This window comes from Peptostreptococcus stomatis DSM 17678 (assembly GCF_000147675.1).
Lineage (GTDB): Bacteria > Bacillota > Clostridia > Peptostreptococcales > Peptostreptococcaceae > Peptostreptococcus > Peptostreptococcus stomatis.
The window spans coordinates 36272-62702 of sequence record NZ_ADGQ01000032.1 but is presented as its reverse complement, the minus strand read 5'-3'; the positions used below and the strand labels follow the sequence as shown (position 1 = coordinate 62702).

At 37.8% G+C, this 26431-nt stretch carries 15 protein-coding genes and 1 other annotated feature; of the genes, 4 read left to right on the top strand and 11 right to left on the bottom strand.

Features of this window, described 5'->3' with window-relative positions; translation table 11 throughout:
• Positions 1-147: 147 nt before the first annotated feature.
• The 4 genes from HMPREF0634_RS03105 to HMPREF0634_RS03090 form a co-directional block, all read right to left on the bottom strand.
• Positions 148-765 carry a hypothetical protein gene (locus tag HMPREF0634_RS03105; protein ID WP_040565699.1) on the bottom strand — a complete coding sequence of 206 codons (618 nt, stop codon included), beginning with the start codon at positions 763-765 and terminating at the stop codon, positions 148-150.
• 453 nt (positions 766-1218) lie between these two features.
• Positions 1219-2856: a hydroxylamine reductase gene (hcp, locus tag HMPREF0634_RS03100; RefSeq protein ID WP_007788891.1), complete on the bottom strand. Its 1638-nt coding sequence runs from the start codon at positions 2854-2856 to the stop codon at positions 1219-1221.
• A gap of 278 nt (positions 2857-3134) precedes the next feature.
• Complete coding sequence (locus tag HMPREF0634_RS03095) at positions 3135-3875, bottom strand: MerR family transcriptional regulator (protein WP_007788849.1); 741 nt, start codon at positions 3873-3875, stop codon at positions 3135-3137.
• A gap of 104 nt (positions 3876-3979) precedes the next feature.
• The gene (locus HMPREF0634_RS03090) at positions 3980-5341 is read right to left on the bottom strand and encodes a bifunctional folylpolyglutamate synthase/dihydrofolate synthase (protein WP_243440505.1); all 1362 of its coding nucleotides are present in this window, start codon (positions 5339-5341) and stop codon (positions 3980-3982) included.
• Between the two features lie 332 nt (positions 5342-5673).
• Between HMPREF0634_RS03090 and HMPREF0634_RS03085 the strand changes: the two genes are divergently transcribed.
• Together HMPREF0634_RS03085 and HMPREF0634_RS03080 are read left to right on the top strand one after the other, a co-directional pair.
• The gene (locus HMPREF0634_RS03085) at positions 5674-7104 is read left to right on the top strand and encodes an aminoacyl-histidine dipeptidase (RefSeq protein WP_007788851.1); all 1431 of its coding nucleotides are present in this window, start codon (positions 5674-5676) and stop codon (positions 7102-7104) included.
• 295 nt (positions 7105-7399) lie between these two features.
• Entirely contained in the window at positions 7400-8077 is a 678-nt protein-coding gene (locus tag HMPREF0634_RS03080; protein ID WP_007788860.1) for a phosphoribosylaminoimidazolesuccinocarboxamide synthase, read from the top strand.
• Positions 8078-8242: 165 nt separating this feature from the next.
• On the opposite strand, the gene HMPREF0634_RS03075 is transcribed toward HMPREF0634_RS03080, so the two are convergent.
• A complete protein-coding gene (locus HMPREF0634_RS03075; RefSeq protein ID WP_007788820.1) occupies positions 8243-10894 on the bottom strand; it encodes a valine--tRNA ligase in 2652 nt (883 codons plus the stop codon).
• A 47-nt stretch (positions 10895-10941) separates the two neighbouring features.
• Positions 10942-11170: a binding site (T-box leader), on the bottom strand.
• Between the two features lie 477 nt (positions 11171-11647).
• Between HMPREF0634_RS03075 and HMPREF0634_RS03070 the strand changes: the two genes are divergently transcribed.
• The gene (locus tag HMPREF0634_RS03070; RefSeq protein WP_007788878.1) at positions 11648-13198 is read left to right on the top strand and encodes a 4Fe-4S dicluster domain-containing protein; all 1551 of its coding nucleotides are present in this window, start codon (positions 11648-11650) and stop codon (positions 13196-13198) included.
• Between the two features lie 203 nt (positions 13199-13401).
• Here the strand turns inward: HMPREF0634_RS03070 and HMPREF0634_RS03065 are convergent, their stop codons facing one another.
• Entirely contained in the window at positions 13402-14952 is a 1551-nt protein-coding gene (locus HMPREF0634_RS03065; protein WP_007788866.1) for an ABC-F family ATP-binding cassette domain-containing protein, read from the bottom strand.
• A 185-nt stretch (positions 14953-15137) separates the two neighbouring features.
• Here HMPREF0634_RS03065 and HMPREF0634_RS03060 point away from each other — a divergent pair, with 185 nt between their 5' ends.
• On the top strand, positions 15138-17903 hold the full coding sequence (locus HMPREF0634_RS03060; RefSeq protein ID WP_007788882.1) for a transglycosylase domain-containing protein: 2766 nt from the start codon (positions 15138-15140) through the stop codon (positions 17901-17903).
• Between the two features lie 89 nt (positions 17904-17992).
• On the opposite strand, the gene HMPREF0634_RS03055 is transcribed toward HMPREF0634_RS03060, so the two are convergent.
• The 5 genes from HMPREF0634_RS03055 to thiI form a co-directional block, all read right to left on the bottom strand.
• Positions 17993-19609 (bottom strand): DEAD/DEAH box helicase, encoded by a 1617-nt coding sequence (locus HMPREF0634_RS03055; protein WP_007788838.1) that lies wholly within the window; start codon positions 19607-19609, stop codon positions 17993-17995.
• Between the two features lie 279 nt (positions 19610-19888).
• Complete coding sequence (locus HMPREF0634_RS09330) at positions 19889-22264, bottom strand: hypothetical protein (protein WP_050786338.1); 2376 nt, start codon at positions 22262-22264, stop codon at positions 19889-19891.
• A gap of 33 nt (positions 22265-22297) precedes the next feature.
• Complete coding sequence (locus HMPREF0634_RS09325; protein ID WP_007788884.1) at positions 22298-23962, bottom strand: cell wall-binding repeat-containing protein; 1665 nt, start codon at positions 23960-23962, stop codon at positions 22298-22300.
• A gap of 239 nt (positions 23963-24201) precedes the next feature.
• Entirely contained in the window at positions 24202-25167 is a 966-nt protein-coding gene (locus tag HMPREF0634_RS03040) for a patatin-like phospholipase family protein (RefSeq protein WP_007788847.1), read from the bottom strand.
• Positions 25151-26338 (bottom strand): tRNA uracil 4-sulfurtransferase ThiI, encoded by a 1188-nt coding sequence (gene thiI, locus HMPREF0634_RS03035; RefSeq protein WP_007788828.1) that lies wholly within the window; start codon positions 26336-26338, stop codon positions 25151-25153. Before thiI ends, HMPREF0634_RS03040 begins: the two co-directional genes overlap by 17 nt.
• Positions 26339-26431: the final 93 nt, after the last annotated feature.

Genomic DNA, 26431 nt, shown 5'->3' with positions numbered 1-26431 from the left:
GAAATTTCTTTTAACAAATAATATAAATAAAAAACGGAGATAGGCCCCTCTTTTTTGAGGATACCGTCTCCGTTTTTTATTATACTTATCTTATTAACATTGGCTTCTTAACTTATATATTTTTTATTTATTTGTTCCTGGCCTTTCTTACATCCTCCTGGCCAAGACACATACTGACTCGTCTAATTTCTTAAATTCTACGTCAGTCTTTTCAGTCAACCCATCTATAAACTGCTGTCTAAGTGGTAGGTAGTACTTGTTGAAGTCTACATCTAAATATGCCCAATACTTGCAAGTAGATGGTCTAGTCCTCTTCCATATGATTTCATCAAATTCTTCGCTGATAACTTCGTTTAGCTCTTCAGTCCTTCCACCATCTAATAGGAGGTCTCTGATTACATTATATATATGTCTGATTGGTAGACCCTCATACTCAGGCATATATTCCTGACCTAGGCCATAAAATCTCTCTTTTAGGTTTATTATCTGACCTTCATCATAGTCAACAACTGCCTTGATAACATAGGCAAACCTGTTTTCTATTATACTCAAACTATTATCCATCCACTTGTCATCGCCTGCATACTTGTTGGCCATATCGTCTGGATCTCCTATTTCCAGGCAGCCATATCTTTCATCAACCTGCCTGGCCAAGTCTAGGTCTAGGCCCTCATCTTCTGATAGATTGATTACTGCCTGAACGAACTTTTCCTGTTGCAGCATTCTAGTATATGCTTTTTTAAAATTTTCTCTAATATCTGTCATAATCCTCACCCATATCCCTCTATTTTTCTTATCATTTTTTACTACTTTAACCTGTAAAAATTAATATTTCCTTAATTAAGCTTGTCTATATTATAACGCATTTGATAAATTTTTCATATACTTTTTTTGAAATTTATAGAAATTTTTACAAAATTCTCAAACATATTATTATTTTGCCTATTGGGTTTGCCGTATAATAAGCCTGTAAATATAAAAAACACCTTAAATTGCAAGATTTTATTCTTATTTTTATTTATTTCATATACTCTTCTCATTATTTTTAATAAATATTTTAACAAAGTCTGTTAAACTAGTAGCAAATATTTTTACTTTTTTATAGAATTTAGCTATAAATTTAACACATTTGATAGACTATATCAATAAAAAGGGCCAGCTAGGCAACTGCCAGACCGACCCTATTTTACTATCTATAGTGAAGTTTTATATTTTTTTTTAGCTGAAGAATAGTTCTATATCATCTTCTACTGTACCTATACCTGCTATGCCAAAGTTCTCAACCAATACTTTAGCTACATTTGGTGATAGGAAGGCTGGTAGAGTTGGTCCAAGGTGGATGTTCTTTACCCCTAGGAATAATAGTGCTAATAGGACTATTACTGCCTTCTGCTCATACCAAGCTATATTGAATACTAGTGGAAGGTCGTTGATATCTTCTAGACCAAACACTTCCTGTAACTTCATAGCTATTACTGCTAGTGAGTAAGAGTCATTACACTGACCAGCGTCTAGGACTCTTGGTATACCATTTATATCTCCAAGGTTTAACTTGTTGTACTTGTACTTGGCACATCCTGCTGTTAGGATTACTGCCTCTTTTGGAAGGGCCTTGGCAAAGTCTGTATAGTAGTTTCTACCCTTCTGTCTTCCGTCACATCCGGCCATTACTACGAACTTCTTGATTGCACCTGTCTTTACTGCTTCGACAATCTGGTCAGCCAGGGCTAGTACCTGGTTGTGGGCAAATCCACCAACTATTGTTCCCTCTTCAATCTGAGTTGGGCTAGCACACTTCTTAGCATGTTCTATAATTTCTGTAAAGTCTTTAGTTGAACCTGCTTCACCTGGTATATGCTTACATCCTGGGAAACCTGCTGAACCTGTTGTATATATCCTATCCTTGTATGAATCCTTTGGTGGCACTATACAGTTAGTTGTCATCAGGATAGGCCCATTGAAGCTCTCAAATTCTTCCTTCTGCTTCCACCATGCATTACCGTAATTACCTACTAGGTTGCCATACTTCTTTAATTCTGGATAGTAGTTAGCTGGTAGCATTTCTGAATGTGTATAAACATCTACACCTGTTCCCTTTGTCTGTTCTAGCAATTCCTTTAAATCTGATAGGTCGTGACCTGAAATCAAGATAGCTGGGTTATTTCTAACTCCAAGGTTAACCTCTGTGATTTCTGGGTTACCAAATGTACCCGTATTAGCTGAGTCTAGTAGGGCCATTCCCTTAACGCCAGCTTCACCAGTTGCCAATACCAAGGCTATTAACTCATCTACACTTAGGGCCTGAGTAGTCTTGTATAGGGCTTCCTGTAAGAAGGCATCTACCTCTTCACTATCATAGTCTAGCATGTTAGCATGCTTTGAATATGCTGATAGTCCCTTTAGACCATATATTGTAAGTTCTCTTAAAGACCTTATATCTTCATTTTCAGTAGCTAAAACACCTACTGTCCTTGCCTTTTCATCCATAACATTTACATCTCTTTCATCCCAAAGAGCTACTGGACTTAGGCTTGATGCGTCATCCAACTGGGCTATTAATCTCTTCTTTGCATCTAGAGTATTGTAAATTCTCTGTACGAATACATCGAAGTCAAAGTTAGCATTTGTTATAGTTGTGAATAGGTTAAGAGTAATCAGATGGTTGTCTTCCTTGCTGATAGTCTTACCTTCTGCTCTTAGCTTTGTAGTTACTTCTGATATACCCTTAGTTACATATACTAGAAGGTCCTGGATCCTGGCAACTTCTGGTGTCTTTCCACATACACCCTTTACTGTACAGCCTGTGCAACCTGCTGTTTCCTGACATTGATAACAAAACATGTTTATTTCTTTCATATTAATATCTCCTTTTCATTCCAACAATTTTTTTGATTTTTAACATACCCTTTTTTGATTTTGCCCCTCTAGGATATTGGGGTCTTATTATTTGTGTTTTGTGTTTCACTTTTATTTAACTTATGTACTCATTATAGTATCGGGTCAAAAAAAAATCTGTTGCAGATGCAACAGATGAAAAAAATTTATTTTATTTAATTTTTTATTACTATGTTATGCTCATAAGCCTTTTATATTTGACCCACAAGCATAAATACTATCCCCTTTTGTTTTTATTTTTACTTTTGTTTTTCTTTTACATACTCTTGAATCGCATCACATACATACTGGGCCATTCCATCTCCAAATTTATCCAGGTTATTTTTAAATTCTATATTTTGAACATATCCATAACCAATACTTGAAAATACACCTATCTTACAATCAAAAGCATATTCGCAAAGATGTTTATGCAGTTTTTCTGCCAAGTCTATATTTTCTTTGGATGTAGAACTTAGCCCTTTTGATAGGTTATCAGAAAAAGCAAAGAATATTTGATTAAAACCATCGGTAATTTCTTCTTCTTTTCCCTTTTGTTTTTCGATAGCTTGATCAATAACTTCTTTTCCATATGTATCCACAGCTGCCTGTTTATACTTTTCATTATCCTGGTATGTAAATCCCTTGAATTTTTCTTTCACTGACATAGTGACTCTCCTTTCCTTAGACTCAATAGTCTTTTCTAATGTGTCTATTAGTGTCAGGAGTCTTTGCTTTTCATTTTGCATTAAAGTTAGTTGTTTTCTTAGATGATATAATATCTCTTCATCTTCTTGTCTTATCAATTCTTTTATCTGTCCTAGAGAAAATCCCAAATACTTATAGTATAATATCATTTGTAAAAAGGATATATCATCTTCAGAATAATATCTGTATCCATTTTTATTCTTTTTTGGAGACAGCAAGCCGATTTTGTCATAATGATGTAAAGTGCGCACCGATACACCACTAATCTCACTAACTTTCTTGATTAAATACATTTTCGCACCTCCTAACAATGAAGAGTATAAACTATTACCTAATGTCATAGTCAATAGGTTTTCTAATATTTTTAAAAATATCTTGTCTTACTTGTTTAACCTTATTACCGGTCTGAGATAGACCTATTAACATGACTCCTTATATCTCCAACCAAAAATAGGGATCCAGCCCCAATAATGGCCTTTTTCTTAGGATTTTCATTAGTGACTTTCTTTTGCCTGGACTTGGATTTCTTAGACCTTTTTTCTGTTTCATGCATTCTGGCCTTTTCATCCCTAGTCAACCTATCTACCAGGTCAAAGGAATAATCTACAGCCTGGCCTATATCTTCTATACATATAATATCCTGACAGTACATCCCTACCCTATAGGCCAGTTCTTCTACGTCCATTGCCCTTGGATTATTAGGCAGGGTTACTATCACCCTATCAAACCTGGGTACTAAGATCTTGACTATCCCATCTACATCCTTGTCAGCTAATAGTCCTAGAACCAGGATCTTGTCCCATTCCTCTCCTAGGAGTCTATCTATTTCTCCGACCAGGGACTGGGCTCCATCCAGATTGTGGGCCCCATCTATCATAAATAGGGGACTATCCATAAGAATTTCCATCCTACCCGGCCACTTAGACTTAAGAAGACCTGAATAAATAGCCTCCCTACTTAACTTGTCTGCCAGTCTATTTTCCATAAGGTAGGCTGCTATATTCAAGGCCAAAAGGGCATTTTTTGTCTGGTGCCTGCCTATCATCCTTATTTTAAGGTCTTCATACTTGTTTCCCAGGTAGTCTAGGGCATCAAATACCTGGTTGTTTAAGTTAGACTTTTTGATTTCTATACCTGAGTTTCTCGATATAATCAGGTTTGCCCCCTCTTCCTTGCAGACTCTTTCTACAACTTCAGTAGCTTCTGGTCCCTGTTCATACATGATTACCTGACCCTTTTTCTTTATAATTCCAGCCTTTTCATAGGCCACCTTGTCAATTGTATCCCCTAGGACCTTAGTATGGTCAAGACTGATTGATGCTATTGCACTTACAAGAGACTTGTCGATGACATTGGTAGCATCATACCTACCACCTAGTCCAACTTCCAAGACTACATAGTCTACCTGCTTGGATGCGTAATATACAAAGGCAGTGGCAGTCACCAATTCAAATTCGGTCGGATGGGCCAAGCCCTCTCCTAGCATCTTTTGACAGGCTTCCTTTACCAATTCAACACTATCTGCCAGGTCTTGGTCATCAATATTACAACCGTTTAGCCTAATCCTTTCATTGAAAACTTCCAAAAAAGGTGATGTGTATAGGCCTACACTGTAGCCTGCTTCTATCAGGATATTGGATATAAAGGTAGAAGTTGACCCCTTACCGTTGGTTCCTGATATATGGATAAATTTCAACTTATCTTGGGGCCTATCCAACCTATCTAGGAGATTTTTTATGGAATCTAGGCCCAGAACCATGCCAAACTTCTCCACTCCATGTATAAATTCTAATGCTTCACTATAGTTCATCTATAAATTATTGGCCAAATAAAAATTCAAGCCAAGTTCTCCTTTCTAAATCATTTTTAACTTTTTTTCTATATATCCTATAATTTTACCTCATAATCTAATTTATGTAAAATACCCCCTCCCTAAATCTTATTAAAGTAATGTAAATTCTTATTATAGGGCTTTTTGAAATTCATTTTTAGGGTTGATTAATTTACATTTTCTTGATAAATCCTAGCAAATGCGTTATTATAATTATAGGAAAGTTTATAAAATTTTAAACAATTTAGGAGGTTTAATTTATGAATAACTTAAGTAATTTGGAACCAAAAGAAGTGTTTAGATGGTTTTACGAAATCAACCAGCACCCTAGAAGTTCTGGAAACGAAAAAGAAGTAAGTGATTTTTTAGTACAGTTTGCCAAGGATAGAAACCTTGAAGTTTACCAGGATGAAATCCTTAACGTAATTATAAAGAAGCCTGGTACACCAGGTTATGAAAACTCTGAGCCCCTAATTATCCAGGGACATATGGACATGGTATGCGTAAAGACTGATGATTCCAACCACAACTTTGACACTGATCCTATAGAAATGATAGTCGAAGGTGACGTGCTTAGAGCCAACAACACTACTCTAGGTGGAGACGACGGAATAGCAGTTGCCTATGGTCTAGCTATATTGGATGCCGATGATATCCCTCATCCTCCACTAGAACTATTGGTAACTACTAACGAAGAAACTGGTATGGATGGTGCCATGGCCCTAACAGCTGACCACCTAACAGGTACTCGTCTACTAAACCTGGATACAGAAGTAGAAGGTGAATTCTTGGTTAGTTGTTCAGGTGGATCAAATATAGACCTTAGTTTTGACATAGCAAGAGAAGCAAATTCAAGCAAGGCCTACAAGCTATCTATATCTGGCTTAAAGGGTGGTCACTCTGGTGTTGAAATAGACAAGCAGAGGGCTAATGCTATCAAGCTAGCCGCTAGACTTCTTTACCTGGTAAAGGCTGATGTTAGACTTGCATCATTTGATGGTGGTATCAAGCACAATGCAGTTCCAGGAAATGCTGAAGTTGTATTTGCTACAGACAAGTTTGATTCATTGAAGGAAGGCCTAGATGCCCTAATAGCTGACCTAAAGGAAGAATACAGGGTTGAGGATCCAGGTCTAACAATAAATATCACAGAAGCTACTGCTGACCAGGTATATACTAAGGACCTTAGCGATTCAGTAATAGACATGGTTATGGCCCTACCAGATGGAGTCCAGTACATGAGCAAGGATATAGAAGGCCTAGTTCAGACATCCCTAAACAATGCCGTAATCCTAGAAGAGGATGGTAAGCTGGTACTTACTGCTTCAGTTCGTTCTGCATCATCTAGCTCACTAAGAGAAATCCTAAACGTGGTAACTATTATAGCCAACAGAATGGGTGCAGTAGCAAGAGAATACTCTGCATATCCAGCATGGCAGTATGAAGCTGTTTCTCCACTTAGGGATATAGCTGAAAAGATATATGTAGATATGTACGGAAAAGAACCTCATATTACATCTATCCATGCGGGCCTAGAGTGTGGACTATTAAAGGGTATCTTGCCTGATACTGACATGATAAGTTATGGACCAAGTATATTCGATGCCCATACACCAAAAGAACATATGTATATATCATCTGTTGGAAGAGTTTGGGAATACACTAAAAAGCTACTTGCTGCTTTAAAGTAGTCATATAAAAGAAAATAATAACTTTAAGACTGAGATAAGAGAAACCGGCTGAATACCAACATATAACAGATTTCTCCCAATCTCAGTCTTTTTTATTTCCCCAAGCTTTCTACATATAAATCTAAAAAAAGTTCAATTTTTTGAAGAAATTCCCAAAAAAAAATTGACTATTGAGTTCCATTGTGAGATAATAAGTCCATAGAAAAGCGAACTATTTTTACAAAACTTATAATAATGTGCGTATATTGTACATTTACTATATTATTTTTATGGTTCTATTCATAGGAGGTTTAAAATGAATAAGATTTATACTGGTAAGACAAAGGATGTATTTGAAATTGACGATAAGAACGTCTTGTTAAAGTTTAAAGACGATGTAACTGGTAAAGACGGTGTTTTTGATCCAGGCGAAAACCAAGTAGGCCTACAGATAGAAGGGGCTGGTCGTTCAGCTGTTGCTATGACTAAGTTCTTCTATGAAAAGCTAAATGCTATGGGACTAAATACTCACTTCGTATCTGCTGATGTTGACAAGAACGAAGCTGTAGTTAGAAAGGCCAAGGTATTTGGTAAGGGTGTAGAAGTAATTGTTCGTTACAGGGCAGTAGGATCATTCATCAGAAGATATGGTGAATATATAGAATCTGGAACTGTAATCCCTCCATACGTTGAAGTAACTTTAAAGGATGACGATAGAAACGATCCACTAATCACTAAGGATGCTCTTGCCATATTAAATATCATGACAGAAGCTGAATATGAAGAACTAGCAAAGCTTGCCCTAGAAATAGGTGAGGTTGTAAAGGCTGAGCTAGCTAAGAAGGACCTAGAATTATACGATATCAAGTTCGAATTCGGTATGGTAGACGGCAAGGTTGCACTAATAGATGAAATATCAGGTGGAAACATGAGGGCTTATAAGGGAGATGAATACATCGAACCTCTAAAGCTTGAAAAAATCATGTTGGGTTAATTTGGCCTCAATTTAATATAATTCACATATAATATGACTAGGGATTTTTCCTTAAATATCTCTCTAGTAAAAAAGATGCACTTATGGCCTTTTCCTAAGTGCATCTTTTTGTATACTATTATATTTTCTATAAATCATCCTATTAGGACTTGGAATATCAGCTTATTAGAACTTGGCCAATCTTTCTTCAATAGTTTTAAGGATTTCTTCAAACTTTTCCTTCTTAGCCTTTTCTTCTTCAACCAATTTTGCTGGTGCCTTATTTACAAAGCCAGGGTTATTCAGCTTGCCTTCTACCCTCTTTATTTCAGCTAGGGCCTTGTCTCTTTCCTTATTCAGTCTCTCTTTTTCCTTTTCAAAGTCTACCAATTCATCTAGCGGTATAAATAGCTCTACCCCGTCTATTACTACGGATACTGCATCCTCTGGTATACCATCCTTGTTGTCCTGGATTTCAACTTCTGATGCTGATGCCAAAGACTTGAAGTATTCCTTGCCATCTTCCATGGCCGGTCTCTTGTCATCTGTAGGTACAATAATTATCTTGGCCTTCTTTGAAGGTGGTACATTCATCTCTGCCCTTACATTTCTAACATTTCTGATACCATCCATGATTAGGTTCATCTTTTCCTCTTCAGCTAGCATATCATCAGCTTCCTTGTAATGAGGATATTCAGCAGTGATAATATATCCTTCTACTGTTGGTAGGTATGAATATATTTCCTCTGTTATAAATGGAATAAATGGATGTAATAGCTTCAATATCTTTTCTAGTACATATGTCAATGTGTATAGGGCTGCCCTCTTAGCCTCTCTATCATCACCATATAGTCTTGGCTTGACGATTTCTATATACCAGTCACAGTATTCTGACCATGTAAAGTCATAGGCCTTCTGTAGGGCTATACCCAGGTCAAACTGGTCCATATTGTAGTTAACTTCTTTTACTAGCCTGTTGGCCCTGGAAATAATCCACTTGTCAGCTAGCGTTAAGTTGGCTTCAACTGACTCACGAGTTAGGTTGTCCAGTAGGCTCTCATCTTCTAGGTTCATAAATACAAACCTGGATGCATTCCATAGCTTATTGTTGAAGTTACGGGCAAATTCAACCCTTTCCATATAGAATCTCATATCGTTACCTGGTGAGTTACCTGTTGTAAGGGTAAACCTCAAGGCATCTGCACCATACTGGTCTATTATTTCAAGTGGGTCTATACCATTACCTAGGGACTTGGACATCTTCCTACCCTCTGAATCCCTAACTAGTCCATGTATCAAGACATGTTCAAATGGCTTTTCATTCATACAGAACATGGCTGAAAATGCCATCCTAACTACCCAGAAGAAGATTATGTCATAGCCTGTAACCAATACGCTAGTTGGATAGTAGTAGTCCAACATGTCAGTCTGGTCTGGCCATCCCATAGTTTCAAAAGGCCATAAACCTGATGAGAACCATGTATCTAGGACATCTTCATCCTGCTTTATATTGCTTGACTTACACTTAGGGCATTCATGTGGCGTTTCTTCGGAAACCATTATATGACCACAATCCTGGCAATAGTAGGCTGGTATCTGGTGACCCCACCACAACTGCCTGGATACGCACCAGTCCCTGATGTTTTCTAGCCACTGTAGGTAGGTCTTGTCAAACTTGTCTGGAACAAACTTTAATTCACCCTTCTTTAATATATCTATAGCTGGCTTGGCCAATTCATCCATCTTTACAAACCACTGTAATGATAGTCTTGGCTCTACAGTTGTATGACACCTGTAGCAAGTACCTACTGCATGGTCATGTTTTTCTACCTTGATCAGGTAGCCAGCTTCTTCCAGGTCAGCAAGCAAGACCTTCCTACATTCATACCTGTCCATACCCGCATACTTACCTGCCAGGTCATTCATTGTAGCATCGTCATTCATTACATTTATCTCTTCAAGCTGGTGTCTCTGACCAACCTCGAAGTCATTAGGGTCATGGGCTGGTGTCATCTTTACAGCACCTGTACCAAATTCCTTGTCTACATATTCATCGGCAACTATAGGCAATTCCCTGCCAACCAATGGTAATATGGCGAACTTACCAACCAGGTGGCTGTACCTTTCGTCTTCAGGGTGTACTGCCACACCAGAGTCTCCTAATAGGGTCTCAGGTCTTGTAGTGGCTATTTCCAAATACTCTTCACTATCCTTGATAGGGTACTTGATGTGCCAGAAGTTACCCTCCTGGTCCTCATGTTCTACCTCTGCATCGGATAGGGTTGTCTTACAGTCTGGACACCAGTTTATAATCCTGTTACCCCTGTAAATATGACCTTCCTCGTATAACTTTACAAAAAACTTAGTAACGGCCTTGTTGCAGCCTTCATCCATTGTAAATCTTTCTAGGTCCCAGTCACATGATGCCCCTAGTTTTTTTACCTGGTTTACTATCTTACCACCAAATTCTTCCTTCCAGGCCCAGGCATGTTCAAGGAATTCTTCCCTACCTATCTCATACTTAGACTTGCCAGTTTCCTTTTTGATCTTGTCTACTACCTTTACCTCAGTAGCTATAGAGGCATGGTCAGTACCCGGTATCCATAGGGCCTCATAACCATCCATCCTCTTCCACCTAGTCAGGATATCCTGTAGGGTATCGTCAAGGGCATGCCCCATATGTAGCTGACCAGTGATATTTGGTGGTGGCATTACTATAGAGAAGGACTTTTTAGTCTTGTCAATCTTTGACTTAAAAAGACCCTTGTCCTGCCACTCTTTGTATATTCTGTCTTCAAAATCCTTGGGATTGTAATTTTTAGCTAAATTCTTATCCATTCTTAAACCTCCTTAATTTATTTTCTTACAAAAAAAGCTTCCATCCACAAAAGGACGAAAGCTCGCGTTACCACCTTAATTCCGGCTAATAGCCGGCACTCAAAACCTATAACGGGGTCAACCGTACTACACTAACATATAATTATCTATTAGATAACTAGACTTCATGCAATATGCTCAGAAGCTACCTTCAACACACCATCTTTAAAAACCTTCCACCAATGATTTTCTCTCTGTAAAATAGGCCTGTTTACTCCTCTTCTTCAAGGCATAATATATAATTCCTATATAATAAGTAGATTATATAGCATATTAGACCATTTTTCAAGAAAATTTAGGGGCTTTTTGTAAATAATTCGTCTTAAGTGATATTTGATTTTTTTCTTCGAATATTTAGACAATTCTTATTTTTACCACCATAAAAGCCTAGTATTTAGGGGTCTTTTCTAATTTTAATTTAAAAATTTAAATCTGTAATGAATACTTTTTTTCTAATTTTTTTTCGCAATTTTTTTGCTGGATTTACTAATTTAAAGAAACTTTAACATTTGTTTTATGGATATTTTTCTCTAATAATTAACTTTTTTATGCTTTTATTCTTATATAATATGTTGAAAAATTAGTTATTTTTTATAATTTGTTTAAATATATTAATATTCTTGTTTATTTAGAGGTATTTCTGTGTTATACTTTATACGAATACAAGAATTTTAGAGAATTTATTATTAGTTTATTTTTATATGGAGGTATACAATGAGCTTAAAAGGTATCTTTACTGCTATTGCAAAAGTTCGTCGTGACGTCTTCACAGAAGTGGCAAGATTTGCCTATGAGGATAGTCCAAATTACAACACATTAGAAGAAATTCCGTACAAGATAGTACCCGGTGAAATCGCTTCACATAGAGAAAGTATTTTTTTAGAAAGGGCTATCGTAGGTGAAAGAATTCGTTTGGCGATGGGTCTTCCACTTAGACGTATTTCTGAGCATGCTCCTATACCAGCCGGTATAGATGAGAAGTCTCTTACAAATACTATCTACAAGCCACCATTTGTCAACATAATCAAGTTTGCGTGTAATTCATGTCCAGACAATGTATATAAAACTACTGATATCTGCAGGGGATGTTTAGCAAGACCTTGCGTTGAAGTATGTCCAAAAAAGGCTGTATCAATGGTAAACGGCAAGTCTTTCATTGATCAGGACCTATGTATCAAGTGTGGTAGGTGTAAGGCTGTCTGTCCATATGATGCAATAGCTAAGTTGGAAAGACCTTGTGCCAGGGCTTGTGGTATGGATGCCATTGAATCAGACAAGTATGGTCGTGCATCAATAGACTACGACAAGTGTGTATCTTGTGGTGTATGTATTTCATCCTGTCCATTTGGTGCCATAGCTGATAAGTCTCAGATCTTCCAGTTAATAAACGAAATTAAGTCAGGTTCTAGGGTTATAGCTGAAATAGCACCTGCCTTTGCTGGCCAGTTTGGACCTAAGGTTACACCAGAAAAGTTAAAAGCTGCCCTACTAGAATTAGGTTTCTTCGATGTTGTTGAAGTTGCCATAGGTGCTGACCTTTGTACTATAGAAGAAGCAGAAGACTACATGAAGAATGTACCTGAAAAACTAGACTTTATGGCTACATCATGTTGTCCATCATGGTCTGTTATGGCCAAGAAACTCTTCCCAGAGTTTGCTGACAATATATCAATGGCCATGACACCAATGGTATTTACTGCACGTTTCATCAAGCAGAGATACAAGGATTCTAAGGTTGTATTTATAGGACCATGTGTTTCTAAGAAATTAGAGGCAACTAGAAAAACAGTAAAGAGTCATGTTGACTATGTACTTACATTTGAAGAAGTAATGGGTATGTTTGAAGCCAAGAATATAGTCCTTGAAGAAATGGAGCCAGCAGATAATATGAGCTTTGGTACTGGAGCCGGTAGAGGTTTTGCAGTATCTGGTGGTGTTGCCAACGCTGTTGTGGATGTAGTCAAGAAGATTGATCCAAACAGAGAAATACCTATCGACCAGGCTGATGGTCTAAAGGAATGTAGAAATATGCTAATGCTAGCTAAGGCTGGTAAGAGAAATGGCTACCTGCTAGAAGGTATGGCTTGCCCTGGTGGTTGTGTTGCCGGTACAGGTACTATCCAGCCGGTCAACAAGAGTACTGCTACAGTAAATAACTACAAGAAGAAGGCCGAAAAGCAGGTTGCCAACGAAAGTAAGTATGCTGAAATGCTATCTAAGTTGGACGAATCTTGGTTTGACGAATGGGAACTAGAAGTTGAATAAATAATACTAGAAGTTGAATAAATAATAATTGAACGAAAATTATCATAAATAATAGGGGCTGGTGTGTATTATCTACGCACCAGCCTTATTTTTATAAATTTATATGTATGCAATTCTTATATGAGTTTGTTTAAACCTAACATTGGCCGTATAAACTCCAACCAATATAATCACTGCCCCCAATATTTGAACTAGTCTTCAAATTATACCAACTTGGTAGTAAAGTCTTCGATATTCCAGACTTCATCTACTACATCATTATAGAATTCAGGCTCATGGCTTACCAGTAAAACAGTCCCCTTAAACTCCTTTATAGCCTTTTTCAATTCATCCTTGGCATCTACATCCAGGTGGTTGGTAGGCTCGTCCAAAACCAGGAAATTAATATCTTTTAACATAATCTTACACAACCTTACCTTGGCTGCCTCTCCTCCCGATAAGACCCTCATCTGGCTGGTAATATGGTCATTTGTCAAACCACACTTGGCCAAGGCACGCCTAACTTCTATATTGTCCATACCCGGATATTCATTCCATATTTCATCCATGGCCGTATTTGTATTTTCATGTGAAGATTCCTGCTCGAAATATCCAACTTCCAAGTAGTCACCCAATCTCAAGTCTCCCCCAAACGGCTTTACTATACCTAATAGGGTCTTTAGTAGGGTAGACTTACCTATACCATTCATTCCCTTTAGGGCTATCTTCTTGCCCCTCTCCAACCTAAAATTTAGTGGCTTAGTTAGTGGCTCATCATAACCCAAGACCAGGTCGCTAGTCTCAAATATCAACTTGCCTGAAGTACGAGCATTCCTAAAGGCAAAGGTAGGCTTAATTTTTTCCTTTGGTCTTTCAAGAATCTCCATCTTGTCTAGTTGCTTTTGTCTGGAATTCGCCATGCCCCTGGTAGCAACCCTGGCCTTGTTCCTGGCTATAAAGTCCTCCAGTTTCTTCCTCTCTTCAACCTGCTTTTCGTAGGCCTGTTCTTCCTGACGTTTCTTAATTTCATTTAGCCTTTCAAATTCATCATAATTACCCTTATACCTATTTAATTCCCCATTTTCCAGGTGGTAGATAACATTACATGTATTGTTGATAAAGTCGATATCATGAGATACCAGTACAAATGCATTTTCATATTCCTCTAGGTACCTAGTCAACCAGGTAATGTGTTCTTCATCCAGGAAGTTGGTAGGCTCATCCAAAACTAATATAGTTGGATTTTCCAGAAGTAGTTTTGTCAATAGGACCTTTGTCCTCTGGCCTCCAGACAGGTCTGTAACATCCTTGTCCAGGCCTAAGTCACCCAAGCCCAAACCGTTGGCAACTTCCTGTATCTTGGCATCTATGGTATAAAAACCACTATGCTCCAACATGGTCTGTATTTCAGCAGTATCTTCAAGATACTTACTCATTTCCTCATCACTGGCCTCACCCATCTTGTCATATATTTCTAGCATTTCCTTTTCCAGGTCAAACATATGCTTGAAGGCATCCCTTAGGATTTCCCTGATTGTCTTGCCCTTTTCCAGGACAGTATGCTGGTCAAGGTATCCAACTGTAACCCTGTTTGACCACTTTATATCCCCTGCATCTGGCATTTGTCTCATTGTAATTATATTTAAAAAACTAGACTTTCCTTCTCCATTTGGACCTACCAGGGCTATATGTTCTCCCTTTCTAATCCTAAAAGATACATCTTCTAAAATAGTCCTGGCCCCAAAGCCATGACTAACATTTTCTACAACTAACATCTAATCCTCCTAATCTTTATAATTTTATTGTAAATTTTATCACTGTAATATTGTTTTATTATTAGCTATTATATCATGATTCACTACTATATAATATTATTAATTCGTGATTTATTCAAGCAAAAATGTTGTAAAATGCACATATTTACAGTATAATTATTAGATAGTAAGGAGGTTAATTATACATGAAAAAAGAAAATCCTGAAGATAACAAGATAAGAAGGAAACCTGCTGGTCAATCTAGCAAGTCTTCTAATCGTAGGCCATCTTCGAATAATTCTGATTTAATGTTACCATCAGAACGTTCAAAGTCGAATGGCAGCTCAGATAGAAGAAAAAGTAAGACCAGCTCATCAAATTCCAGAAGGTCTTCTACCTCTAGTAATCCTCAGACAAAAACCAGGGCTGTGAGTCCAGGGTCTAAGTCAGGAACTAGAAACAGAAATAGCAATAAAAACTCTGCAAATGCAAATGACAATAATAAAAAGAATATTTCTAAGAGTAATAATTCAAAAACACTTAAGAGAAAGATGAGGTCAAGAAGAAAGAAAAAGATTATAGGTGGTGTAATAGCCTTCTTCATAATCGCATCAGCTCTTGTACTCGGTTTTGTATTCGCATCTCTAAAGGATGTAAAGCCAGTCAATGAAGCCTTGCTTGACAAGTTGACCCACCAGACTACTACTATCAAGTATTCTAATGGTGAAACTATGTCTACAGCACCTTCCCAGTACAAGAAGACACCTATCCCTCTAAGTGACATGTCGCCTTATCTTAGAAAGGCTATAATATCCATAGAGGATGAGCGTTTCTACTCTCACAGTGGTGTAGACTATTGGGGGCTAGGACGTTCTGTTGTTAAGACTCTTGTTGGTAAAAAACAGGGTGGTAGTACAATACCTATGCAGGTATCAAAGATACTCCTAACTAGTAGTGACCAGACTATGAGCCGTAAAATTAAGGATATCTACTATGCACTTGAAATGAGTAAGTCAGTCAACAAGGACAAGATTTTGGAAACATACCTAAACAACTACTTCGTTGGTAAGAGCTTATCTGGTGCTGAAGCCAGTGCCATGGGATACTTTAACAAGCATTCAAAGGACCTTACTTTGGCAGAGGCAGCAATGTTAGCCGGTGTAACAAGGAACCCATCTAAGTATGCCCCATATTCATCAGCAAGAATAACCGGGGATGAATCCAAGTCAGACCTAGACCATAAACTTTTATTCTTCCTTCCAACAGAGGGACTAGAAGGGGCAAATTCAACTGAAAAATCTATGTATGAAAAACTTTATGAGTGGGACCTAGTAGACCAGGATACCTACAAGCAGTTGAAGAGTGGTGACCTACTTGTCAGAAAGGCTATAAACAACCCAGATGCTAAGACTAGACAGGAAGTCGTACTTAGCAAGATGAAGGAACTAGGTGTAATAACTGAAAAGCAGTATGTGGCTGCAATTAACGAAAAAATTAATATCCAGTTCCCTGATTCAAACGAAAAAATAGCAAACTCTGTAGAGAGTTTAATAGAATATGATGTAATAGACGCCCTAATGGAACAGGGTAAAACTGAAGAAGAAGCTAGAAACATGTATTACAACGGTGGTTTGATAGTTAATTCAACTATAGATCCTAAGATACAAAAGTCAATCGAGGCTGAATATGCTATTAATTCAAACTTCCCTAACGATACTGTAGCAGCTAATGGTCTGAGTGAACCTCAGTCAGCAAGTGTAGTTATAGACTACAAGACTGGTAATATCAAGGGCCTAATAGGTGGTAGAAACATCAAGGCAAGGAAGACTCTTAACAGGGCCATCACACCTTACCAGCCAGGTTCTACTATCAAGCCTCTATCAGTCTATACACCTGCTATAGACACTCAGAAGGTTACCCAGTCTACCCTAATGTCAGACACAAGGGGTGGCTATAGGTTTAAGGAAAATAGGGCAGACAACCCGGAAACAACTACTAACGGTTATGGTTCTATGAGTTTGAGACATGCCTTGGCACTATCATCTAATACAATCGCCTACAAGACAGGTGAATTACTAGGACCAACATATGATGATGCCATAGATGTTATGATGGACTACTTGAGAAACTTCGGTATTACTTCTATCCTTGACTTCAAGGAAGAGAAAAAGGCCGGTATGCAACGTAGTGACCGTCACTTCAACTCATTGGTATTGGGTGGTTTGACTAAGGGTATATCGCCTCTACAAATGGCAGCAGCCTTTGGTACCCTAGCCAATAATGGTGTCTACATCGAGCCAGAAGTATTCACTACAATAACTACATATAACGGTGAATTAATAATCAAGAATACGCCTAAGACACATAAGGTTGTAGACCCTGATGTGGCCTATGTTGTAACTGATATGCTAACAGCCGTTATCAAAGAAGGTATTGGTAACAATGCAGCCCTAAGTTCTGGTATACCGGTAGCTGGTAAGACTGGTTCTTCCAACAACTATCTTGATACTTGGTTTGTCGGCTATACACCATACTATGTAGGGGCAACTTACATAGGTGATGATGCCGGGGTCAAGAACGAAGACGGAACGATTATGCAGAGGCGTCGTATCGAAGGTGGTGCCGCAATGACATCATCAAGGTTATGGGCAAAGATAATGAATAGGATTCATCAGAACCTTGAATACAAGACCTTTACTAAACCTGATAATGTGTATATGACTACTATAAATGCTATAGATGGAGGTCGTGCATCTTATGGTGTATTAGCAGCCTTTATAAATGGAACAGCACCTGATAGGTACAGCTATGCTGCAATACAGACACCAAAGAAAAAGACACCTTCAACTAGACAACCCGCTCCTGGAGGTGGCCAGACTACTCCGAGGACACCACAGAATCCTCAGCCTAGTCCTCAGCAACCAGGGACAACACCCGGCCAGCAACCGGGGACAACACCAAATCAGCCATAGTTTGACAGGTATGGGGTAAAATATCTAATTTAAAAATATATATAAGTAAAAGGGAGTCACATTTTATGACTCCCTTTAGTATTATCTAATTACTTTTTTCTTCTTGAGCGATTATTTCTATTTGCCCTTTCTATATTGAGTTTATTGCCCTTTATCTTCCTGTTTTTCATTTTTTCTATAATCTCTCTGGCCTTGTTCTTGTCTACATCAACAAAGGTATACTTGTCATATACATCTATGTTCCCTATAAACTTGCTCCTGATACCTGTTTCACCAGCTATGGCCCCCAAGATATCCTTGGCCAAGATCCTCTGGTTCTTACCTACATTTAGGAATAATCTAGTTACATCCGATTGGTTCAATCTGTGCCTATCCCTAGATTTTGGTGCTTCTTCGACTATTTCCTGCATTTCTTCATCGCCCATGCTATTTTTTAGGATAGCCGCACAAATATCTATCATAGAGTAATCTTCCTCATTACAGAAGTCCTCTATCCATTGTACATGCTTGGCTATATTTCCTTCCTCTAGGGTTTCCTTTACACCTTGGAAAAATTGACTAACCTTCTTTTCCTCTACATCATTTACAGACGGTATGTCATGCTTTACTATCTTTGACTTGGTATATCTTTCTATATCTTTTAACTTCCTCATTTCCCTACCAAAAGCAAAGGAAAAAGCTATACCTTCTCTACCGGCCCTACCAGTCCTACCTATCCTGTGTACATAGTACTCATCATCCTGAGGTAGCTCGTAGTTGATTACACACTCTACATCATCTATGTCTATACCCCTGGCAGCCACATCAGTTGCCACAAGTATATCTATAGTTCCAGCCCTGAACTTGTCCATAACTATGTCTCTTTGAACCTGCTTTAGGTCACCGTGTAGCGAATCAGCCCCATAACCCCTGGCCTGTAGGCTTGATACTAGTTCATCTGCCCCCTTTTTAGTATTAGTAAATACCACTGTTAGCTTTGGGTTGTATACATCAAGAAGTCTAGTCAAAACTTCAAGCTTGTTAGATTTCCTTGTTTCTATATAGTACTGCTTGATATTTGAAACTGTAAGGGTCTTTCTTACAACCTTGATATGGACAGGGTCCTTCTGGTACTTCTTAGTTAGCTCTAGAATGGCCTTAGGCATAGTAGCTGAGAATAGGGCTGTCTGCCTTTCTTCAGGCACATTTGACAGGATAGTTTCTATATCCTCCCTAAAGCCCATGTCTAACATTTCATCCGCTTCGTCCAAGACAACCATCTTTACCTGGTCTAGCTTTAATGTCTTTCTATTTATATGGTCGATTACACGTCCAGGTGTACCTATTGCGACCTGTACACCACCCTTTAGAGCCTTTATTTGCCTGTCTATAGGCTGTCCACCATATATTGGTAGGGTACGTATACCCTGCATGTATTTTGCAAGCTTTCTGACCTCCTCAGAGACCTGTATAGCCAATTCTCTGGTAGGACACAATACTATTGCCTGTAACTTTCTATTGTCTCTATCAATATTTTCTAAGATTGGTATACTGAAAGACGCTGTCTTACCCGTACCTGTCTGGGCCTGGCCTATTACATCATGACCCTCTATCATACATGGTATGGCCTGGGCCTGGATTGGAGATGGCTCTTCGTAACCTAGATCCTCTATAGCTCTCTTTATTTCTTCACTTACTTGTAATTCATTGAATTTTGTTATTTCCATATATTTTCCTTTCCTTGTACATACTTTGTACACATTCTTGTTATTATACATCTAATGAAAGAAAAAATCAATTGTTTTTATATAAAAAGGTCTTATATATCCTATAGTTCTTCCTTTACACTTAAAAAATTTCATTCAAATTATAAACCTATTTATCCGAACATATTTATCCGAACATATAAAAAATCCTCCTTGATGCTAGCATCAAGGAGGAAAAATAGATATTGTTTATTATCTTTATATAATTATGTATTTTTATTAGATGGGTATATAATCTATCTACTGTTCAACAGTAAAGACTACCTCTGTATCATTTGCTCCATCAAAATGGAATATTGCTGTATATTCTCCAGCCTCAGTGAAGTGATCAGCCTTTATTGATAACATGCCTAGAGACTTAATATATTTGCATTCATTGATATCAACTCTTATCTTCTCTTTATTCGGCTTTATTATGTCTACACTTGTAACTGCAGGTGCATCAAAATTTTGGATATCAAACTTGGCTTCATCATTTACCTTCATCACCCTGTCAGCATATCCTTCAGCCCTAAACCTTACTTCTATATTTACATTAGTAGATTTTTCAGGATTTGATGTTTCATCAGAATTCTCATACACCTTCATATTGTATATTGGAGCTCCTAATCCACTTCCAAATATATACTTAAATGTATTGTATCCATTCTGAGACAAGTATGCGGAATTATCATTGTAATATTCAGCAAAAGTCTTGTATACACCATTATTTAGCCTGTTATTCTGAACATATGTAAGGTACCTATCCCAAACAATTCTCCTGTTTATAGTACCGTTCATCAAGGCTATTTCTTTTGATGTACCTTCCCAAGTATCTCCAATCTTCTTTGCACTAGCTACATCATATGATAACTTTTCTAGTATAAAGGCGTTGGCAACCATATCAAACTTGAAGGCTATTTTAGCTGGCATAGTCACGCTGCCGCCACCGTCTCCTCCAACTGAAGGCTTAGATGTTCCGCCTCCTGTAGCAGATGTAACTACGTCAGCCCTGGCTGCCCTAGTTGTCCTAGTTTTAGCTACATCTTCAGACTTTTTCTCATTGGCCTTAGCATTAGGATTTGCATTTAGGACAAACTTGAAGTTACTATCATGGTAACCATCATACTGGACAGTTAGGTAATTTACACCCCTCTTAAGGTACTTTATACCGTCATTTTTTATCCTAAATGTCTCACCTACTACATGCCAAGGGTTTTCTGCTTCATTTTCTGCTACATCTTCACCCTTAGCCTTTAGGTCTTCATAGTTTTCATCTGGATTTACTACCCTTTTTCTAGTAAGCTTTTGGCCATTTAGATAGACTGTCTGGATACCTGTATCCTGCTGGAATATATATGAGAATCCCTTTAGGTTAAATATGATAGACTTTCCTACTACATATTCACCAGAATCTGCTGTCAGTATTACTTCTGGAGCCTTATCCTTTATGTAAATAGTCTCAGTTTCAGGAGACTTATTATCATAGTAGAACTTTAGTAGGTGCTTTCCATTTCTCTGGATTGGTCTTGAAGAATTATATGAAATAGTCACATAACCAGTACCATCAGATGTAGAAGACTTTCTTATCCTAAGCTGTGCTTCTGAGCTCGGCTGTGTATAAAGCTTGCTTATCTTTATTAAGTGATCGTACTTATTCTTTTCTTCGCTATTACTTAAGTTATACTTGAATACTAGGTCTCTCTTATAGTCAAATACTCTTGGGTCAGCCTTTTCAGTTGGGTTTGGATTACCAGCTGATGAAGGATTATTAGACTGTGAACCTGAATTTGATGGCTTCTTGTCATCATAGACTATTTTTATCTTATCAGATGTCTTGTCCTTATACTCAATGATTAATTCATTTTCACCCTTTTTAAGAGTTGAAGTTGCATCATTTGCATAAATCTTTAGTTTGGCCTTATCACCATCTATAGCTTTAACAGCATAAACTTCCTTTTTTGTACCATTATCAGAAAGATATATCTTTCTAGCAGCATTAAACTTGGCCCTCTGATCCTTATTTGAATAAGTATATTCTAGTTCAACATTTTCACCGTACTTAAAGAATGGAAGTCCACTGTTAGCTGAATTTGACCCCTGTGATTCATTTGGTGTAGCTGTAGTCGTAGTATCTACAGACTTTTTTGTAGTGTAGTCTACATCAAATGTAGTTCTTGTAGGATAAGTCAATTCTTTTCCATCTGCACCCTTGGCTACATTATGGTAGTCCCAAACGGCCATTGTGGCGTGTCCAAGGACTACGTCTGGAGTAGAATCTTGGCCTGAACCCGTATACTTGTAAGGGAACCTCTTGTAGATATTAGAAATATTTTCTTCAATAACCTTATTGTTATTTAATACTACTTTGATTTTTGAGTGAGAACCATCGAATTCTCTCTTAACAATTCTCTGTTCAACATCGACTTTTGAGAAATCCTTCTTTACCCCATCAAGGTAGACTTCCCTTACACCTGATTCATACTTTGACGCATCTACTACCAAGTATGATACTGTATCTGCTACAGTAACTATTCTAATATCTAGCGATGTTTTTTCGTCAGCTGAAGCTCTAGTTAGGCCTACTGCTGACAAGATTAGAACAAGTGACATTAATACTGAAATAATCTTTTTCATACATAACCTCTTTTTCTATCCTTTTTAAAGCTATTAATCTAATATTGTAAGATTTTCAAACGTAGGTGATTTATAAGTACTCTTACTTATAACCTTTACAGTCTTGTAGCCTTCTACTTCTATTGTGAATATATCGCCCTTAGCTACACCCTCTACAACACAGCCAAAATTCTGGTTGAAAGAGTTAGTTATGTAATAGATATTGTTTTTACCATACTCATAACCCTTCGGATTGTGTGTTAATGTTGTAGTTTGGCCTGAAGCATTTGTGACTTTTACAATAGCCTTTCCAGTCCTTACTGCATTCGTCCAATCACTATCAGTAGAGTACAAACCTCCAGAATATTCTAATTTTGCTTGTGGGTCTTTTTTAGGCTTAGGGGCTTCTACCTTCTTTATAGTAACTGTTATCTCAGCCTTGACATTTGGGTTCTTAGTAGACTTTAACTCTACCTTTATTGTAGCATCTTTACTTAAGTCTTTGTCTGCTTCAATAGTTATTGAACCGTCATCAGCCTTCTTAACTTCCACTCCCATAGGGTAGTCACCAATTTTAGCTATTTCAACTTCGGCATCTTTACCGGCTAACTTCTGTAACTTAGTATCTATTACTTCAGTCGTTAATTTTAGTGACTTGCCTGCATCCATGCTTACATTGTAGGCACCGTCAGCCCCATTAACACCTTCACCTAGTATCTTAATTTCTTTAACCTCAACCTTATTTACTGCTGGCGCACTACTTCCACCACCAGAGCTTGAGCCAGAAGATGTTGTATTATCTGCAGCATCTTTAGTCTTTATTTCATCAACTAACTTGTTTGAAATTGTGTTTTCACCACCAACTACATATACCTTCTTAGCTTCTTTAACAAGCTTTTTTGCATTTTCACTAAGTGAATCCTTCTTTACTAGAACTATTGGGGCATTCATCTTCTTAGCTAGAGGAGCTGCTGCCAATGCATCGGCAAAGTTTGTTCCTGATGCCAATACTACAACATCGCTCTTTCCGAATTCTTCTGCTATCTTTTCAGAAGTTTCATACCTATTTGTGCCTGCAATTCTCTTACCGAAGTCATTTGCAACACTTGACTTACCACCAAATGTATATAGGCCTTTTAGTCCCTGAGGTAGGCTAGTCTGAGTCTTTCCATTTACTAATAGAAGAGGTAGATTCTTCTTAGCAAGAAATGCTCCTGAAGATAGGGCATCCGGGAAGTCCTTACCTGTTGCAACACCGACTTCTTTTTTACCTGTTGATTCTACAATCATCTCTGAAGTCTTGTACCTGTCTGTACCAGCTATTCTATTAGTCTTGAACTTAGAAGCCAGGCTCTTTTCTACACTTGAAGATATAGAGTTTTCTCCACCAACCAATGTAACTTCACTTATACCCTGCTTTGAAAGACTAGCATCTACGTTGCCCTTAGTTGCCAGCACAATACCCTCATTGTTTGCTGCTGCTACTGGTGCAATTGAAAGAGCATCTGAAAACTGGTAACCATTTACCAGGTATGTCTTCTTTACTCCACCTAATTTTTCCAATACTTTTAGGGAAGTTTCTGTTCTATCCGCTCCCCCGATTCTTTCTACTTCTGTTTTGTTAGTTGTTGTGTCTGCATATACGCCTGGCGTAATACCACCAACAACTACTGCCATTGCTAAAGCTATACCAATGGACTTAGTCTGCTTAATTTTCATACCAAATTCCTCCTATTATATCTTCTTTTAACCTATTTAAGGCTAAACTTTCCTATTATTTTAGCATATCTGCTACCTATTATCAATATATATTGCGATAGATTTTTTTTGTTTATTTTTAATTATTAGCACTTCATAGCATTTTTTATATAGAAGGAATTACGACTATAAACAAATAACCCTCCTTACTAAACTTTTTGTCCAGTAAAGAGGGTCATACGAATCCCTATGCTTATTTTTTAAATATTATTTATAAATTTTTTCCACTTTTCCAGGTCTCTTTTGCCTATCTCTAGACCCTGCCTATAAAGACCTTCAAGAATATCTACATTCTTCTCCCTATTTGATATCTTCATATCTTCAGGATATACTACATAGGCCTTTCCCTGGGCTTCTAGCATATCTATCCGGTCACATATATCATTATATACTTGTGGCCTATCTATGATTCTTTTGGCCATGGCAGGATTCTTTCTGAAATATGCCTCCATCAATCTAGGATGCTTGACCGGCTTTTTCCTATATGACCTTTCTTGGGTCCTAACTATAAAGAATTTTTCATAGCCTTCGCTAATGGCAACATCAAGGGGTATACCACCCAAAACTCCTCCGTCATAATATATCTTGCCCTCATACTCTGTGGCTTTCATAAAAATTGGCAGGGATGAAGATGCCCTTACTATTTTCATCAGGTCTGGCAATTTCTTTATATCTGAATTGGTAAATATCCTTGGCCCATCTGCTGCCATATCATAGGCAATTATCCTAAACCTGGTTGGATTGGCCATGAAAAAGTCGAAATCTAATGGCAGGGCCTGGCCTGGCCCAGATGTATGTTCATATATATACTCTGAATTAAAAAATCCCTTGCCCTGTAAAAAAGTCTTCCAACCACCAAAATTTGGGTCTGCTGCTAACTCCACAAAAGATCTCTTAGTCCTCACTTTGTCCCTGGCTATATAGTTTACAGTCATACTAGATCCTGCAGATAAACCAACAACATAGTCAAAATATATACCATTTTCTAAAAGGGTATTGGAGATACCACAGGAAAATGCAGCCCTCATACCTCCGCCCTCGAATATCAGGGCAATTTTTTCTACATTGGTCTTGATGTCATTCTTATTCTTTTCAGTGTCAGCACCATTCATGCCACTACTGATATTTTCTTCTATATTAGTATTTATATTAAGCATGTTCTCCATATTCTATAACCTCCATTACAGAAGCCTCTACCGCCGCCTTTATCAAACCCTCTACATCTAACTTGGATTCTGACTTTTCTATGCGTTCTAGTCTAGGCTTAGTCACTGGCTTCTTAGGTGAAAACAAGGCACAACAATCAGTTTCTGGTATTATTGATGTATCATATGTTCCTATCTCTTCTGCCAACTTTATAATATCAACCTTGTCCATGGCAATCAGTGGCCTAAATATAGGTAGTGATACCGCTGCATTTGTACAAACTATACCCTGCATAGTCTGGGATGCAACCTGGCCTATACTTTCACCTGTAATCAAGGCGTCACAATATCTTGATTTTCCTATTTCCTCTGCTATCCTCATCATAAACCTCCTGGATAGGATAGTAGTCTCTTCTTCGTTACACTTTTCAGCTATAGCCTTTTGTATATCAAGTATATTCACCATATGTAACTTTATAGGACCACAGTACTTTGATAGGATCCTAGCCAGGTCCCTTACCTTTTCCTGAGACCTCTCATTAGTAAATGGATAGGAGTGGAAGTGAACAGCCTCTATGTCTACCCCCCTCTTGGCAACCAACCAAGATGCAACTGGACTGTCTATACCACCGGAAAGCAGGGTAATAGCCTTGCCATTAGTACCAAGTGGAAGACCACCATAAGCTGCAACTGCATCTGTATATACCAAAATGTGTTCCTTCCTATATTCACAAGTAATTGTCACTTCTGGATTTCTAACATCAACCCTTATATCAGGGTTGTTCAGCTTGCTCAATACATAGCCTCCAATATCTATACTCATCTCCTGGGAAGTCAGCCTAAAGGACTTGTCCCCCCTCTTTGATGCTACCTTAAAAGTCTTGGCCCCCTGGGCTACCCTTTCTTTGAGCATATATAGGGAGGTTTCCTTCAATAGGTCGTAGTCCTGGTCCCTCTTTATAGCTGGACAAACACCAACTACACCAAAGACCTTCCTTACCTCTTCTATAACTTCCTCATAGTTGCTGTCGTCCACATCTATATATATTCTTCCATATTCTTTATATACGTTGAACTTGCCCATTGGCTTTAACATATTCCTAATATTTCTTATAAGCTTGTTTTCAAAGATATACCTGTTCTTACCCTTAACACCTATCTCACCATACTTGGCTATCAAAATATTATACATCTATCTAACTCCTTTATACTCATACTTTTGCCACAGAATAACCTTGCTTATCCGTCTTTTGTATCCCTTTATCTTATCTACAAGATAGACTTC